The organism is Arsenophonus endosymbiont of Aleurodicus floccissimus (assembly GCF_900343025.1).
In the GTDB taxonomy this organism is placed as follows: Bacteria; Pseudomonadota; Gammaproteobacteria; order Enterobacterales; family Enterobacteriaceae; genus Arsenophonus.
The window spans coordinates 873,392-888,612 of record NZ_OUND01000001.1 but is presented as its reverse complement, the minus strand read 5'-3'; the positions used below and the strand labels follow the sequence as shown (position 1 = coordinate 888,612).

Below are 15,221 nucleotides of genomic sequence, written 5' to 3'. Positions count from 1 at the left end.
CTAGAAAAAGTAGTAATAAATCCTATGTTAGAAGGATAGCTGGATGACGGCAAGATATTACTGAATGAAAAGAAAATAATTATGTGGTTTGAGTGGCTAATTAAACGAAAAAGTAGGGTGAGCAATCAATGTTGCTCACCTATTAACGTTATTTTAAATGGTCCACCAGATTGACTGAATAACCAATATAGTTAGCTGGGGTCATTGTTTTTAGACGATTTTTTTCTTCTTGTGGTAAATCTAAGCTATCAATAAACGCTTTGATATCGTCTGCTGTAGCGCGTTTGCCGCGGGTTAAAGCTTTTAGTTTTTCATAAGGCTTTTCAATTCCATAACGGCGCATAACAGTTTGAATAGCTTCAGCCAGCACTTCCCAATTAGCATCTAATTCAGTTTGTAAATTCTGCTCATTAACTTCTAATTTACTCAAGCCTTTCAATGTCGCTTGATAGGCTACCAATGCATAACCAATACCGACCCCTAAATTACGTAATACCGTTGAATCAGTGAGATCACGTTGCCAACGTGAAATCGGTAACTTATTTGCCAGGTGATTTAATAAGGCATTGGCTAGTCCAAGATTGCCTTCGGAATTTTCAAAATCAATCGGGTTAACTTTATGTGGCATGGTCGATGAACCAATTTCACCAGCGACTGTTTTTTGTCTGAAATGATTAAGAGCAATATAACACCAGATATCCCGAGCAAAATCGATCAATATGGTATTAAAACGAGCAATACAATTAAAGAGTTCAGCAATATAGTCGTGGGGTTCAATTTGGGTTGTGAACGGATTCCATTTAATACCTAACGAAGTAACAAACTGTTCGCTAAACAGATGCCAATTTATATCAGGATAAGCGGATAAATGAGCATTATAATTACCCACCGTACCATTAATTTTGCCTAAAATTTCGATTTGCTCAAGTTGCTGATATTGCCGCTCCATACGATAAGCCACATTAGCAAACTCTTTACCTATCGTCGTCGGCGTCGCGGGTTGACCATGGGTTCTTGATAGTAGCGGTAATACGCGATAAAGACGCGCCATCTCTTTTAGGCTATTAATGATTTTTTGCCATTGGGGGAGAACCACTTGGTCACGGGCGATTTTTAGCATTAATGCATGGGAAAGGTTATTAATATCTTCAGAGGTACAGGCAAAATGAATAAATTCAGCCACTTTTTCAAGTTCAGGCATGGCTGCCATTTTTTCTTTTAGAAAATATTCAACTGCTTTTACATCATGGTTAGTTGTTTGTTCAATTTGTTTGATCTGAATTGCGTCATTTTCATTGAAGTTAGCGACAATTTGCTTAAGATAAGCCGTTGCTTCGGCACTAAATGCGGGGACTTCTTTAATGTCAGCACATGCTGCTAATTTTTGTAGCCAGCGTACCTCTACTTGTATACGATATTTCAGTAAACCAAATTCACTGAAGATTGGACGTAATAGACTGACTTTATCACTGTAGCGGCCATCAATTGGCGATACAGCAGTCAGTGAAGATAATTCCATTGGTAGTGACTCCCAAATTTATTAACAATGAGCAAGAATTTCTTTTGCTTGAGTGATCAAACGTTGTCGCGAAAACATTAATTGTAGGCGGCTTCCACCGACTTGTTGCCAGAGAACGGCGCTACGAATGCCAGTAAAAAGTAATGCGCGTACTTTAGCTTGTATCGAGCTATTTTGCAGCATGTCAGGAGAACCCGTTACCTGAATACGTGGGCCAATAGGGCTAATAACATCTACATAAATCCCTGCCAGCGCATTAAAAATACCGCTGGACATAGGTTCAAAATAATTTTTTTGCTGTTGAAGTAATTCAATACGTCGTTTAAGTTCATCACTAGCCGATAGATTTTTTCTTAGTCGGCGTTCTAAGCCAATTAGACTTAATAAGTAACGGGTTAAATCGGAGGAAAGCGTATTATTTGAAGCGGTAAGTATAGTAAGTAAAGTATTTAAACCAACACGAAGATTTGCCTCGCTATTGCCATAAACCTCTAATGTGGATGTTGGATTAATATTTAGTGTGCTATTAATCATCACTTCTGCCGTATTATCGTCAATTTCACCTTCATGAGCCAATTGTTGAACTAGACGGCATGCTTGGCAAATACCGGCAAATGCAAGAGTAATATCATAAAAATTTTTGCTCACATTGACTCCTGAATACGTGTTTCAATGACGCCACCGCCTAAACAAATTTCACCTTGGTAAAAAACTGCTGATTGGCCAGGTGTAACGGCTGCAATAGGGTAGTCAAATTGCACAGCGATTTTATTATCACTAAGTGGCTTAATTGTGCAGGGGATATCTGGTTGTCGATAACGGGTTTTAACTGTACATTGATTGGTTTCGTTTAACGCTGGTGGATTAATCGAATGGATTTGTTGAACGATAAGTCCTGTTGACATCAAACGTGGGTGATTATGGCCTTGGGCAACAATTAGCTGATTATTTTTAATATCTTTATCGACAACATACCACGGATCGTCGTTTGCTTCTTTTACACCACCAATACCTAATCCTTTACGTTGACCTAACGTATGATACATTAAACCTGTATGTTCACCTAAAATTTTGCCATCAACTGTGATAATTACACCTGGTTTAGCCGGCAGATAGCGAGCGAGGAAGTCGCGAAACTTTCGTTCACCAATAAAACAAATTCCTGTTGAGTCTTTCTTTCTGGCGGTAATTAAACCAACGTCCTCAGCGATACGGCGAACTGCTGATTTTTCCAGTTCACCGATTGGAAAAAGACTTTGTGCTAGTTGAGCTTGATCCAACGCATAAAGAAAATAGCTCTGATCTTTGTTGTTATCCAAACCACGCAATAATTGATGGCGACCATTAACGGTTTTGCGTCGAGCGTAGTGGCCGGTGGCAATATAGTCTGCTGCCAGATCTTGCGCTGCGAATTCTAGAAATGCTTTAAATTTAATTTCTTTATTACATAGAATATCGGGATTCGGTGTGCGGCCAGCTTTATACTCAGCAAGAAAATGGGCAAAAACATTGTCCCAATATTCGGCAGAAAAATTAACAGTATGCAGTTCTATATCGAGTTTATCGCATACCGATTGCGCGTCAGCAAGATCGGTAGCTGTTGAGCAATACTCATCATTATCGTCTTCTTCCCAGTTTTTCATGAATAAACCGGCAACCTGATAACCTTGTTGTTTCAATAGGTAAGCGGATATGGATGAGTCAACGCCACCGGACATACCAACGATGACTTTTTTTAACTGGCTATCTGACATGAATAAATCTCAATTGCGGGTAAACATAAACACAAATATTTTAACATGCAGTGGCAAGTTTCACCATAGTAGCATAAGGATTAATCTCTATTAGCGGGTATGAAATTGATAAGCGTCGATTAATGTTAACGGAAAAATTTTCGACTGATAAAGCTAACGGAGGCATGGATTGGACAATATTTTATCAGCAGTAAGCCATAAACATTGGTGGATATCATTATCTTGTGGTGAGGTTTTTTTAGGCATCTTATCCAGTTCAATCAAGAAAAGAAACCGCAGGAAAGCACAGCCATCAGGGGCTATCCATTGATGAATTTTTATTAATTGCTGGGGAAGTGCATTAATACCGGTTTCCTCATATAGCTCGCGGCTCCCGGCAGCAAAAATAGTTTCGTTAGCTTTTAAATGTCCAGCTGGTTGATTCCAGACTGATTTATTATTGATAATTTCTTCTACAATTAAAAACCTACCTTTAACGTGAACGACGTTAGCAACCGTAACGTGTGGTTTAAACAAGATCGACCTCCTTCCACTCACCTGGCGGTAAGTTACCTAATTGAAAATTAGCCATACTATAGCGAATCAATCGTAAGGTTGGAAACTCTATGTTGGCGGTCATACGACGTATTTGTCGATTGCGGCCTTCTGATAAGGTGATTTTTAGCCAACAGGTTGGAATATTTTTTCTTATACGTATGGGGGGTGGCGTGGCCAAAGCTAGTCGGGTTCAGCCACAAGTTCAGCTTTTGCCGGCTTGGTCATACCATCTTTTAATAGTAAACCGTGACAAAATTTTTGTAATGAGGTTGATTCAGGTATACCTTCAACTTGCACATAGTAAATTTTTTTCATTTTATTGTTTGGTTGGGTCAATTTGGCTTGTAATTTGCCATCATTAGTGAGTATTAACAGACCCTCGCTATCGCGATCTAAACGTCCTGTAGCATAGACATTGGTGATAGGAATATAATTTTTTAATGTCTGCCGACCAATTTGGTCAGTAAATTGTGACAATACATCGAACGGTTTATTAAAGAGTAATATTTTACGTGAACTAATCGTATGTTTGACAAAATTTGCGCTATTTTTGTCATGATATTGTTTTGATTTGGTCTTTTTATGCTGCAGATTTGTCATAACAATGATTAATAAAAAATGAGATCCCTATTATACCTTAAATTAGCAAACATTGGCGTAGAAAAATTATTCAAGTACCATGCAATATTCTTACCATAAGTTAACAGATATTGCGCTAAGATAATAAAAGGAGAGATTGATGGAAAGCAAAGTAGTTGTTCCTCAACAAGGTGAAAAAATTACACTTGCAGCAGGTAAGCTTAATGTCCCTAATAATCCAATAATTCCTTATATTGAAGGGGATGGTATTGGTGCTGATATTACTCCGGTGATGTTAAAAGTGGTTGATACAGCAGTAAAAAAAGCCTACCACGGTGATAAAAAGATTTCTTGGATGGAGATTTATACTGGTGAAAAATCAACTCAAATTTATGGTAAGGATGTGTGGTTACCCGCTGAAACACTCGATTTGATCCAACAATATCATGTGTCTATTAAAGGACCATTAACGACACCTGCTGGCGGCGGGATCCGTTCCTTAAATGTTGCTTTACGACAGCAACTCGATCTCTATATTTGTTTACGACCGGTGCGCTATTATCAAGGTACTCCTAGCCCAGTAAAACAGCCAGAATTAACTGATATGGTGATTTTTCGCGAAAATTCTGAAGATATTTATGCAGGTATTGAATGGAAAGCCTGTAGCTCTGAGGCAGATAAAGTAATTAAATTTCTGCAAGATGAGATGGGAGTAAATAAAATTCGTTTTCCAACCAATTGTGGTATCGGTATAAAGCCCTGTTCAGAAGAAGGAACTAAGCGGCTAGTACGAGCCGCAATTGAGTATGCTATCCAAAATAATCGTAAATCGGTCACTTTAGTGCATAAAGGTAATATAATGAAATTCACTGAAGGTGCCTTTAAAGATTGGGGATACCAGTTAGCACAACAAGAATTTGGTGGTGAATTACTTGATGGTGGCACATGGATGAAAATTAAGCATCCAGAGACAGGTAAAGATATTATTATCAAAGATGTGATTGCTGATGCGTTTTTACAGCAAATTTTGTTGCGGCCAGCTGAATATGACGTTATTGCTTGTATGAACCTCAATGGCGATTATATTTCTGACGCATTAGCGGCCCAAGTTGGGGGCATCGGTATCGCCCCAGGCGCCAATATAGGCGATAGTTGTGCACTATTTGAAGCAACCCATGGAACAGCACCGAAATACGCAGGTCAAGATAAAGTCAATCCAGTCTCAATTATCCTCTCCGCTGAAATGATGTTACGCCATATGGGCTGGACAGAGGCGGCCGACTTAATCATTAAAGGTATGCAAGGGGCGATTGCCGCCAAAACCGTGACTTATGATTTTGAGCGCTTAATGCCAGGCGCTAAGCTGTTGAAATGTAGTGAGTTTGGTGATAAAGTGATCAGTCATATGTGATTTTAGGTTTTGCTTAATTGATAACGGGAACTTAATGGTTTCCGTTTTTTATTATTCACTTTGTAATGGTTATCAAAACTTTATCAAAATAATTTATCAAAATTAGCTAAAAAATATTCAATTAAATAATAACTTTTATCCATTCTTTACCTCGATCATCATTGTATTTATCAGTTTGTAATTGACTTTTGTGGCCTAGTAAATCTTTGGTGTTGATTCCTTGTTCTCTGTAAAGGCGCTCTGATAATAAATGTTGCTCATGAAATGATTGCGGTTGTTCCTTCTCCCCAATCAATATCAGTTTTATTTCTTGCTTTTTTTAAATTAGTGGTTAGAGTGTTGGGTTTTACTTTTTCGCCACGTTTGGCTTGTGACGTTGTATAAAAATAATGAATTAGGTATGGACTAATTACATTATCACGGCAACGCTCTATTACTTCTCTTAGGGATATATTTATTGCCTCACATCGTAGAGAAAGTGGTATTGCCAATTTCGCGTTAGTTTTTTTCTAGATGACGTGCAAATCATTATCCCAAATATCGCTAAATTTCATTTTAGAAATATCACTCAAACGTTGCCCAGTAACCAATGCTAGTAGCATTGCGTTTCCCATGTAATGATGAGTCATGTCAGCAATTTCAAAAAATTTTTTCCATTCATCCAAATTAAGCCGTTATCTGGTTATTTTTCTTCTAGGTTGTTTTGTTGCTAACGCAGGATTATAGCCAGGAGGAACTTCTCCTGCATATTGTGCTTTCTTGAATACATCAATTAAAACAGAACGAATAACTTGAGCCATTCGATATTGATCATTTATTTTATATTTATCTAATATCTGAGCGATATCTCTGGCATTGACTAACGTTAGTGGTTTTATCGATAATGCTTTTGCATTAATTCAATGGGTTTTCTTTTTTGTTTGTAAGTGTTTAGCTTTATATCGCCTTCTTTTAAACGTTCTTCTTGAATTTTCCAATATTTCTCTAACCAGGTGTTAACCGTAATCTCTTTTCCTTTAATACGCGCAACACGGTCACTAATAGCTAAAATCTGTCTGCTACGTTGATCAGCAAACCGATTATTTGCTTCAATAGCAATTTGTTTTGCTTCAGCCTAATTACTACCAAGAGCATGATACTTCCCTGTTATTGTGGATGACGATAACGCCAATAAATCTTGTTCGATTTACGACTGTATAACTGTATAATGGATACAAATTTGGAATACTAACATTATTTTTACGAGGTCTAGCAGCCATCATTTAAAATCCTTTGTAAGGTAGGGTTATCATTTTTATCAATAAATGGTTTTGTTAAATCTCCGACCAATTCAGCATCTTCCCTTACACGCCAAATACCACCTTCTTTTCGTGCTGGTGGATAAAAATGACTATTACGGGTATAACGTTGTAATGTATTTAATTTCGGATGATGACTTTTATATCGCTTATTAGCCCATTCTTCCAAGGTTAGCATTTGCATAGTTGATTCTTCGTGCGTATTTTTATAAAAATAGATCACTAATTACATTCAAAAACTCACACTATTCTCGGGCGCTTCATTGCCCCATAGATCCCAGCCCTACACTTTGTCACGAGCAAAAAGTTCGATACGTTTCATATCACCGTAAAGCTTCTCTAATCGGTAATGGACTTCTTTAGGCTTTTGGCTATGTTCACCGAGACAGGCGTAGATAACTTGTTTGATGGATACGTCCTTACGTTCTAGTCCTTTCCCCTTGATGGCAATTAAACAATCTTCTGAATTACTGCGGGTGTAATTACCGCTATTCATGCCTGTTTCAGCATTGAGTAATACCAGAAAATCATCAGCATCAGACAGCGCAGCTTTTTTGATAGCTTTGGATATCCGCTCTTTGGCTAACTTATTGGGCTTGACCCAGGTAAATCCCTTCATGGTTTTGACTTTAAATCCCCATGCTTCCGCTAACCGGATAGCTTCCAGCGCAAAGTTCCCCGTGTACCAACATGCAGAGTACAGAGTTATCATTAACGATGGTTTCTATGGGTAATCGGGTGAGGGAGTAAAAGTCAGTGGTGTTGTAGTGATTGTGTGCTGCGCCGGTTGATACTTTGTTTTGATATTGCCAGGGTGGGTTTGCGAGTATCATGTCATACTTCACTTCATTTTCTAAACATACCAGCTTTTACTTTTATGCAAGTCGTCTATTTTTTTATACAGTGATTTTATTACCGCTATTTCCGGTTAATGTTTTACTTTCTCCATCGGTATAAAATTGATATATCAACCCTTTGTTTGTTAATTTTATCTCCTTCAATCCAATTATTTTCATCATCTCAACATGATAAATAACCTGCTTCCCTGCTTTAACATGATGTAACGTTATTCGGTATCCATGTGTGTTATTCATAGGATTTCTCCGATTATTGATTAAATAAATATGATGAAGATCAATAATTGAACATCTGTGAATTATTTGTGGTAGGATTGTTTCCGTTGTGTGTTGGTTAACAGCAACATTTTCCTTGGTGTTGGCCAGCCTTGTGCTGGTCTTTTTTTAGTGATACTGAAATATCGAATAGCTGTTAATTTCTAGTGAATACGTTGACTATTAGCAAATAACGATTTTAGATTGATGTCATATACCTGTAGCCATGATTCAGTAGGCCATGACTTAACCTGACCATAACGAATATCAGGCACTTCGGTTTCTTCTACCTGGTTCTCACGGCACCATAGACGAAGTGGGGCGAATTTATATTCTTTCCCTGCGGCATTCTTTACTGCTGTGATAGCAGCATGTTTAACATTTTCTCCTAATCGTTCTGTCAGTTCCCGATTTTTACGGGTAGCAACGCTGAGTTTACCCATTGCTGAAGCTTCACGAGTGCGACTGATTTGTGATTTTGTCCTAATAGCTTCATCTACGCTCACTGCTTATTTTTTCCACTTGCTCGGTATAGCTAATCAGCATTTTTCGTAATTGTGATGGGTTATCTAACCAGTCTGTTGTTGGGTGACATGGGCTAATCTTCCTGTTTTGTAATCCAGGAAGGTTTGATTAACCATTAACCTGAACTTTGGCGCAATCCATCCTGCATACGCTAACAGCTCATGAGCAAAAGTGCCTGGTGGTGAACCACCATTAACGGCATTGACCACTTTATGAGCAGAGCCAGAATTAGGGCTTTGATTGTTTTTCAATAAGTTAGCTTCTAATTCTGCAATTAATTCTTTAGCCTGAATCGTAGCAAGCCATTTGGAAGGACGTTTATGTTCACCTTCACCACTGGCTTTATGTAACGCATTCAGGTTGAAACGACCTTCTGAGTCTGTCGTGATTTCTACACCCGCAATAATGGGATAATTTTCATTTGTTAAATTTCGCATAGAGTAATTCCTCAAAGTTAATTGATGAATGAGTATTGATGTTGATTAAATGGAATAAGCTAGGTGGGGTAATGATTTCTTAATTTGTGACTATTTCTTCAAGGTATCGAGAAATACCCCCAAATAAACCATAAGAGCAGGCACTATCATAATGCCGATAACCAGTAGCTCTTGTCCGCTAAATAGATATTGCCTAATTCGCCACGTTTAAACCTGATTTGCGGGTCAATGACGGGATCGGCATGGGCAAGATGTCCTACTAGCATTTCAAAAGCAAATGCGGCGCTGATAAACAATAATGTCGTGATTAATAATTTGATGATATTAAGTTTCATGGTTGGCCTCCAGATAAGCCCTTACGAATTCTTCCGCAACCGGTGCAACGATCGCATTTCCGTAGGCGCGCAATCGTCCCACTCTATCGGTAATCCCATCAACCAGCGGGAATGTGCCGGGTTCAACTGGCCGCCGTTTTCCATCCTTGCAGAAGAGCCAGTCAGTATTTTGCCAGAAGCTGTTAAGCTCACTGTCGTTGTCAGCCACACCACACGTACTAGCAGGGATTTGATCGCTGCATTGCATTCCCTGCCATCCTTCCAGTCCCGAGCGGTAGGAGTCGGGCCAACCAATACAGTCTTTGTCTGATGCGCGGCGTACCGAAGCCCGCAGCGCATAAATCAAGTGCTGCTGTGGTGTAGTTCTCTGCTTCCAGATCAGTTTGTACAAGGTCGAGCCAGTCGAGGCCGTCTTTGCTTGCAACCTGTTCACCAAAGATAACGTCAGGTTTTCACTGCTGGATGAGGTGAAAGAACGCGGGCCACAAGTGCCGCTCGTCAGCAAATCCTTTTCCTTTGCCTGCCGTGCTGAAAGGCTGACAAGGGTAGCTTCCTGTCCAGACTGGCTTGTTATCAGGCCATCCTGCATTACGCAATGCGTATGCCTAGACACCAATTCCGGCGAAGAAATGGCATTGCGTGTATTGTTTAAGGTCATCAGGTTTAACATCCTTAATTGAACGCTCGTCTACATCACCATCGGTGATATGACCCGCAGTGATTAAATTACTCAGCCATTGCGCCGCGTAAGTGTCAATTTCGTTGTAATAAGCAGGCAAAATAACTCCTTTACTTGAAGTTTTATTTGTGGAAAACATCAGGAGAAGGGAATTACTTTTTGACGCAAATCGCTTTAGCGTTAATATCCTTGAAAGTCTCAAATTCCTGAGTATAAACACTCGCAAAGTCATTTGACGTGTAAGGGCTGACATACATGGCCAAGATTAAAATCCACATGGTGGTTCTCCTGTGACTAAAAGCGGATAGAATCATCAAAATCGGGCTCGATAATTGTGTTACTGTTTGGCTAGTTAGTAGTTGGCATATTCGGTTCAGCCTGGCTTTCCTGCGAATTTTTCTCTTTCCGGTTGCACCATATTTCAACGTCATTGTCTAAAAATTCCGGTGTTATCCTTTGCTGACCGGATTTATTCGTCCATTTGTTCTCTTGATAGGTAGTGGTAACACGAACAAAAGTACCCTTTTGTCTATGATTATTGATATATTCCGCTATTTGTTTAAATGCCTTGCAATTTATCCATGTTGTGTCATCAATCCATTGACAGCTGTTGTCTTTTCTTGATTTGCTAATAGCTATTGAGAATGCTGTGATGGGAATTTTATCCTGGGTATAGCGAATTTCTAATTTGCCGATGTGTCCGGTAAAGTTACACTGATTCTGGTTTGCAATGTTGCCTCCGCTTTTTGATTAATTTTGTTGATTTCTGATTTCAGTTTTTCGATAAATGCTTAAACAGCCTGTTCAATTTCGTTAACTAAATCATCATCCTTGATAATTCGGGTTTTATAGTAAGCAAGGTTAGGGGGAAGTCTGTCATCATAGCTGACAAAATCGCACCAGTTTCTCCCTGTGCACATCATTTGTCCGTGCATTTGCAACAGGTATTTGTATTTAGGTTTTCCTGTGTCAATGGTTTCAATGTGGGTAGTGGTGTTGGGGCATTTGATTTCGATAAGTCCGTCATCATTAACCAGTCCGTCAGGACTCGCGCCAAATAGCGCAATAGTCGGGTGGAAAATGAAGCCCACTTCGGTGACCGTGGACATCAAACTCATTAAGGCAATATCGTGCTCTGGCTTGAGGCTCGAGGTTAATCCCTCGTTCAATGGACTGATTGGTTTTAATTTCTTCTCGTCGTCTCCGGTAAGGGTTTCATAGACTAACTGCATGAGGTAGTTTCGTTGTGTTGTTCCCTTGCCTTTGGATAACACCTTGTGTAAATTACTGGCGGTGACTTTCCCAAGTCTCACCTGAAACCATTCGCCCGTTTTCTGCTTCATTATTAGCCTCATTTTTCATTGCGATGTTGCGATAAATAGCCATTCTATTTTCTTCGCCAATGATACCCGTTTCTTCTGGTGTTAATTTTAGCCAATGGATTTCATTGATTCAATACCGCCTTTTGCTGCGGTTTTTAAATCACAAATTAATTGGTCGTAACGCGCTTTTTGTTGTGCTTGTTCTTGCTGTATCACGACTTTTTCTTGCTCAGGTAAATCTTCTCCGGCATAGATATAAAATCCTAATCCAAACATCGAAATAGCTTTAGTGAGACAGCGCATCAGCGCTTTGTTGATATCAACAGCGTTAGGAGTGGAAATAGCCTGATTCCGGTAATCCATGACAAGTAACCACATTTTGTAGGGAAATTCATTATCGCCTTGTTTAACAGTGAGCGTTAATGACACTATGGCATTGTCATCATTGTTATAGCTAACGGTATCCACGGCATAGTAAGATTTAGGGTAGTGGTGCACCATTAATACACCCCATGCCCACGCCCATGAAAGATAAGAAAGGCCGTTTTTCTTTTCTATCTTTTCGTTAACATTAATGACAGAAAGCGTTTCCCAAACCTGTTGTTGAAAACTTTTTTCTTTTTCGGTATGTTGTATTTCGCTCATAGGTATTTCCTCTTGGGCGCCCGAATTGCTTTGTATCGATGAATGTTCTCATTTTTGAAATGGTCAAACAGCGCCTTCCAGATATCATCAAAATCCTCATTACTGAGTTTTCTCATGACGGATGAAGGTAGGAAGTTATAAACAGGCTGTACAAGTTCGCTAATTTCTTCGTCCAGTCTGTCTTCCCAATAAGCAATTTCTTGCTGTTGTTCGTACCAGTAATCTTGCATGGCGTAAGGGTTCATTTGACCTCCTTGAGCTAGAATAGCATCCTGTTTTTTCTGGCTTTAATCTCTTCGAGTAATAACTCGATTTCATTTTGTGAAAAGGATGAATCCACTAGTAGGATGGTAATTTTTTCTTTAAGATGGCATTTCTTCACCGTTTCTGATTTAAGTGGCATGATGATTTTTCCCATAAGCTTATAGTTGCAGTGATAAAGCGATTAGCCATATATCTTGTCGTTGGGTATCAATCGCTAACTTTGCTGCCTGTCTTGCCAGTACTAGCAGGATGTTGTCTTTGTACATGGTTACCCCTTATGCCACCCGACTATATTTGTTGTGGGTGAATTCACCGTTACAGTCTTTCTTCATCGGTAGTTTGTTTTTTAGGTATTGGTTATATAGCCATGCAGCCCCCTTTTTAGCAGAACGATTTTGTAACACTGACGTTGCCCGTAATCGTTTGTCATGATGAAGGGGGATTCGGTTAGATACGTATCTCTCGCATAGGAATGAACACGCCAGATATGAGACTTGCTGATATCCTTTTCTGCATCGTAGAGAAAATGACGCGATTCTAGAAAAAGGTTGACCTGGTTAATGTTTACGCCATTAAGCCTGTTTACAGAATTGAACAGGTGATATACCAACCTGGAACAGGTTTTTAAGACTATCTATTTCGGTTTCAAGTCGTTGAACCTGTATGTCTAACAGTTGAACTTTTTTATACTGCTCAGCCCATGCAATCGCGGATTCAGCAGGGTCAAGAAAATTAGGCAAACCTAAAGTTGTTGGGTTATTGGGTAATTGTGGTTGTAAAATTCGTCTTTCGCATTCAATAAAGTATTGTCTGGCCTGTTTCCCTTTTTCGTTGCGTTCAACCATTGATAGCTCTTTCGCCATATCGAGGGAGATGTAGTATTCCTTTGCTGGACGGCCTCCGAAGGGGTTTTCCACAGAATTATGGAAAACTACATAGTCTATATTTTCAACGAATCCATAATCTGAAATTCGTTTTTTTTTATCCATGTAGAAAAATCTTGCTTACTTTCCAAAAAAGCATACAAATCACGCGCATTGACCGTCTGGATTAATTCACCATTAATGTTTTTTGTTTCGATGTTGATTAAATTTGACATAAAGGCATCTCTCAAAGTTAATTGATGAATGAATATTGGTATTTATTAATGTGGTGCACGCTTCCGTTTGAAACGGAGACGTGCTCGAGGAAAATTAAGCTATTCTGATAGTTTTTTGATTAATTCATCTTTGTGAATAATCATATAACCAGCTAGACGATCAATTTCGAACAATGACTCAAGAGAAGCGACATATTCATTATCATGAATCACTCTTGCGCTATCTACTTTGCTATTGGGTAGTAGAGTGAGCAGAACTTTATTCGTTGCTCCTATTACAGCGATTGAGTTGTGTAGTTCAGCTTCCATGCGATTGAATTCGCCAATATAGGCTTCGTTAAACTGAGCAGCTTTTTTGCCAGTGAATCCCATCACCAAGAATACGAAACCGTCTTTGGTCATTTCGTACATGGGAAGTTTTCTACCTGTGCTATCAGTGTATTCACTCAACACAAAATTGTGTCCAGTAAATTCTGTTGAGCAATCTAAGTTACGAATTCTGTCTAGCACTCGTTCGTGGCGTTTATCAAAATAATCAGCTACATTCTTAGAGGTGGTTAATATTTTACCATTATGAATATAGACGTTTGGACTTGCAGTGGAAGTGCTAACAGATAATTTTGAGGTGGTTATTTTTATGTTCCTATATTTGTTCATAAAACCCATTATTCAGATGGGCGGTCGGGTACTTGAACACCACATAGGACGGCCAACAGTTTTCCCCAAAAGGGTATTGTATATTCCGTTCGCTACCCGACCATAACAAATTTCGGACATAAAAAAGCCGCTTAATTCAGTCGCGGTAACTGCCTATGGTGTGTTCAGCACCTGATGGAAACTATAGCGCATGATTTCTTCTTTCGTCAATGTTTTATTATGCTGCAATCCCGTTCATCATGACACCTAACAATCTAGGAAACTGGTTATCGTAGAAGTGAGGTTGTGTTTGACGTGGATTATTCGGGTCAGTCAGATTTTTACCAAACTGTAGTCCCTTTTCTGTCAGTGACCACAATAGTTTTTCTTTGTTAGGATGTTTAGTACCTGGGCGCGATTTACGTTCAGCGAGTCCGAGCAGTTGTAGCCACCGATAACCAGATTGTGCTGTATAGGGTTTCCCATGCAGTAATAAAAGCTCAGTAAAAGAGTGCGTTACTTCGCTTGAACCCGTTAAGTTCCCCTCTCTGGTGCGTCAACAGCGTAAGCGGCTAGTATATCCGGCGGCATACCAAGGGAAGATTGGAGTTTTTTCATCACTCCCAACATGGCGGAAGGCGCAATACGTAGCTCTTGCTTATAAAAAGCGATCATGGCTAAACCAACCTATACTTTTTTGACAAGTACTCCGTTATTGCTTTTTACCGAATCACGAAATCGCTCATAAACCTGAACTTCAAAAGCGGGGTCTATCCATGCTGCATATCGAATGGCGATAATTTCAACTGCCCAGCTGCCAGATTCAAGTCCACCTTTGATGATATTGACCGAAGCATTCTACGATGCTTCGCTTACTTTTTGCACAAAAGCGCTGATACCCCCCGCTTCTGAGAAACACAGATGGCCGCTGAGATTCAGTTGCTTTACCTTGCGCAACAGCTGCCCTGTGTAAATCATTCAGACAGTAACGCCCGAAAGCATCTTGACGGACAACGGTATTTTTCAATAACCACTAATTTAGACATAAAAATATTTCTCCGTAATGAAA

At 39.4% G+C, this 15,221-nt stretch carries 20 protein-coding genes and 6 pseudogenes; 1 reads left to right on the top strand and 25 read right to left on the bottom strand.

Features of this window, described 5'->3' with window-relative positions; all coding sequences use genetic code 11:
- Positions 1 to 148 precede the first annotated feature (148 nt).
- From purB to ARADI_RS04820, 5 genes and pseudogenes are all read right to left on the bottom strand, one after another.
- A complete protein-coding gene (gene purB, locus ARADI_RS04840; RefSeq protein ID WP_119711303.1) occupies positions 149 to 1,519 on the bottom strand; it encodes an adenylosuccinate lyase in 1,371 nt (456 codons plus the stop codon).
- Positions 1,520 to 1,540: 21 nt separating this feature from the next.
- Positions 1,541 to 2,167: a high frequency lysogenization protein HflD gene (gene hflD / locus ARADI_RS04835; RefSeq protein WP_119711302.1), complete on the bottom strand. Its 627-nt coding sequence runs from the start codon at positions 2,165 to 2,167 to the stop codon at positions 1,541 to 1,543.
- Positions 2,164 to 3,273, bottom strand: a complete 1,110-nt coding sequence (gene mnmA / locus ARADI_RS04830; protein WP_119711301.1) for a tRNA 2-thiouridine(34) synthase MnmA — start codon at positions 3,271 to 3,273, stop codon at positions 2,164 to 2,166. Before mnmA ends, hflD begins: the two co-directional genes overlap by 4 nt.
- Before the next feature lie 156 nt (positions 3,274 to 3,429).
- Positions 3,430 to 3,789 (bottom strand): annotated as a pseudogene (locus ARADI_RS04825) (NUDIX domain-containing protein); the annotation flags it as partial.
- Positions 3,782 to 4,410 (bottom strand): annotated as a pseudogene (locus tag ARADI_RS04820) (pseudouridine synthase). The pseudogenes ARADI_RS04820 and ARADI_RS04825, both read right to left, overlap by 8 nt.
- A gap of 139 nt (positions 4,411 to 4,549) precedes the next feature.
- On the opposite strand from ARADI_RS04820, the gene icd reads away from it, so the two are divergent.
- The gene (gene icd / locus ARADI_RS04815) at positions 4,550 to 5,800 is read left to right on the top strand and encodes an NADP-dependent isocitrate dehydrogenase (RefSeq protein WP_119711299.1); all 1,251 of its coding nucleotides are present in this window, start codon (positions 4,550 to 4,552) and stop codon (positions 5,798 to 5,800) included.
- A gap of 121 nt (positions 5,801 to 5,921) precedes the next feature.
- Here the strand turns inward: icd and ARADI_RS04810 are convergent.
- The 20 genes and pseudogenes from ARADI_RS04810 to ARADI_RS17420 all read right to left on the bottom strand — a co-directional run bounded on the left by ARADI_RS04810 (position 5,922) and on the right by ARADI_RS17420 (position 14,944).
- A pseudogene (locus tag ARADI_RS04810) lies at positions 5,922 to 7,059 on the bottom strand (phage integrase Arm DNA-binding domain-containing protein).
- Positions 7,049 to 7,282 (bottom strand): excisionase, encoded by a 234-nt coding sequence (locus tag ARADI_RS04805; RefSeq protein ID WP_119711625.1) that lies wholly within the window; start codon positions 7,280 to 7,282, stop codon positions 7,049 to 7,051. The pseudogene ARADI_RS04810 and the gene ARADI_RS04805 overlap by 11 nt, the downstream one beginning before the upstream one ends.
- A gap of 99 nt (positions 7,283 to 7,381) precedes the next feature.
- Positions 7,382 to 7,810, bottom strand: coding sequence for an MT-A70 family methyltransferase (locus tag ARADI_RS04800; protein ID WP_369406936.1), 429 nt, complete (start codon positions 7,808 to 7,810; stop codon positions 7,382 to 7,384).
- Positions 7,811 to 7,994: 184 nt separating this feature from the next.
- The gene (locus ARADI_RS04795; RefSeq protein ID WP_119711298.1) at positions 7,995 to 8,192 is read right to left on the bottom strand and encodes a hypothetical protein; all 198 of its coding nucleotides are present in this window, start codon (positions 8,190 to 8,192) and stop codon (positions 7,995 to 7,997) included.
- Between the two features lie 182 nt (positions 8,193 to 8,374).
- Positions 8,375 to 8,716: a hypothetical protein gene (locus tag ARADI_RS04790; protein ID WP_119711297.1), complete on the bottom strand. Its 342-nt coding sequence runs from the start codon at positions 8,714 to 8,716 to the stop codon at positions 8,375 to 8,377.
- 93 nt (positions 8,717 to 8,809) lie between these two features.
- Positions 8,810 to 9,172, bottom strand: a pseudogene (locus tag ARADI_RS04785) (KilA-N domain-containing protein); the annotation flags it as partial.
- Positions 9,173 to 9,318: 146 nt separating this feature from the next.
- On the bottom strand, positions 9,319 to 9,507 hold the full coding sequence (locus ARADI_RS04780) for a hypothetical protein (protein ID WP_119711295.1): 189 nt from the start codon (positions 9,505 to 9,507) through the stop codon (positions 9,319 to 9,321).
- Positions 9,497 to 10,325, bottom strand: a pseudogene (locus ARADI_RS04775) (DNA cytosine methyltransferase). Before ARADI_RS04775 ends, ARADI_RS04780 begins: the two are co-directional and overlap by 11 nt.
- 209 nt (positions 10,326 to 10,534) lie before the next feature.
- A complete protein-coding gene (locus ARADI_RS20680; RefSeq protein ID WP_119711624.1) occupies positions 10,535 to 10,918 on the bottom strand; it encodes a single-stranded DNA-binding protein in 384 nt (127 codons plus the stop codon).
- A 59-nt stretch (positions 10,919 to 10,977) separates the two neighbouring features.
- A complete protein-coding gene (locus ARADI_RS04765; RefSeq protein ID WP_238149249.1) occupies positions 10,978 to 11,460 on the bottom strand; it encodes a lambda exonuclease family protein in 483 nt (160 codons plus the stop codon).
- Positions 11,461 to 11,616: 156 nt separating this feature from the next.
- The gene (locus tag ARADI_RS04760; protein ID WP_119711293.1) at positions 11,617 to 12,153 is read right to left on the bottom strand and encodes a Sak single strand annealing protein; all 537 of its coding nucleotides are present in this window, start codon (positions 12,151 to 12,153) and stop codon (positions 11,617 to 11,619) included.
- A complete protein-coding gene (locus tag ARADI_RS04755; protein ID WP_119711292.1) occupies positions 12,150 to 12,398 on the bottom strand; it encodes a hypothetical protein in 249 nt (82 codons plus the stop codon). Before ARADI_RS04755 ends, ARADI_RS04760 begins: the two co-directional genes overlap by 4 nt.
- A 14-nt stretch (positions 12,399 to 12,412) precedes the next feature.
- On the bottom strand, positions 12,413 to 12,556 hold the full coding sequence (locus ARADI_RS04750) for a hypothetical protein (RefSeq protein ID WP_182853091.1): 144 nt from the start codon (positions 12,554 to 12,556) through the stop codon (positions 12,413 to 12,415).
- 136 nt (positions 12,557 to 12,692) lie between these two features.
- Positions 12,693 to 12,821, bottom strand: a complete 129-nt coding sequence (locus ARADI_RS19475) for a hypothetical protein (protein WP_255420610.1) — start codon at positions 12,819 to 12,821, stop codon at positions 12,693 to 12,695.
- 168 nt (positions 12,822 to 12,989) lie between these two features.
- Positions 12,990 to 13,406, bottom strand: coding sequence for an antA/AntB antirepressor family protein (locus tag ARADI_RS17435; RefSeq protein ID WP_238149141.1), 417 nt, complete (start codon positions 13,404 to 13,406; stop codon positions 12,990 to 12,992).
- Positions 13,358 to 13,516: an antA/AntB antirepressor family protein gene (locus ARADI_RS17430; protein ID WP_238149262.1), complete on the bottom strand. Its 159-nt coding sequence runs from the start codon at positions 13,514 to 13,516 to the stop codon at positions 13,358 to 13,360. The genes ARADI_RS17435 and ARADI_RS17430 overlap by 49 nt, the downstream gene beginning before the upstream one ends.
- 291 nt (positions 13,517 to 13,807) lie before the next feature.
- A pseudogene (locus ARADI_RS17425) lies at positions 13,808 to 14,107 on the bottom strand (Rha family transcriptional regulator); the annotation flags it as partial.
- Positions 14,108 to 14,390: 283 nt separating this feature from the next.
- The gene (locus tag ARADI_RS04735) at positions 14,391 to 14,531 is read right to left on the bottom strand and encodes a hypothetical protein (RefSeq protein WP_182853090.1); all 141 of its coding nucleotides are present in this window, start codon (positions 14,529 to 14,531) and stop codon (positions 14,391 to 14,393) included.
- A gap of 155 nt (positions 14,532 to 14,686) precedes the next feature.
- Positions 14,687 to 14,827 carry a hypothetical protein gene (locus ARADI_RS04730; protein ID WP_182853089.1) on the bottom strand — a complete coding sequence of 47 codons (141 nt, stop codon included), beginning with the start codon at positions 14,825 to 14,827 and terminating at the stop codon, positions 14,687 to 14,689.
- 12 nt (positions 14,828 to 14,839) lie between these two features.
- Positions 14,840 to 14,944 carry a hypothetical protein gene (locus tag ARADI_RS17420; RefSeq protein WP_238149248.1) on the bottom strand — a complete coding sequence of 35 codons (105 nt, stop codon included), beginning with the start codon at positions 14,942 to 14,944 and terminating at the stop codon, positions 14,840 to 14,842.
- Between the last annotated feature and the right edge of the window lie 277 nt (positions 14,945 to 15,221).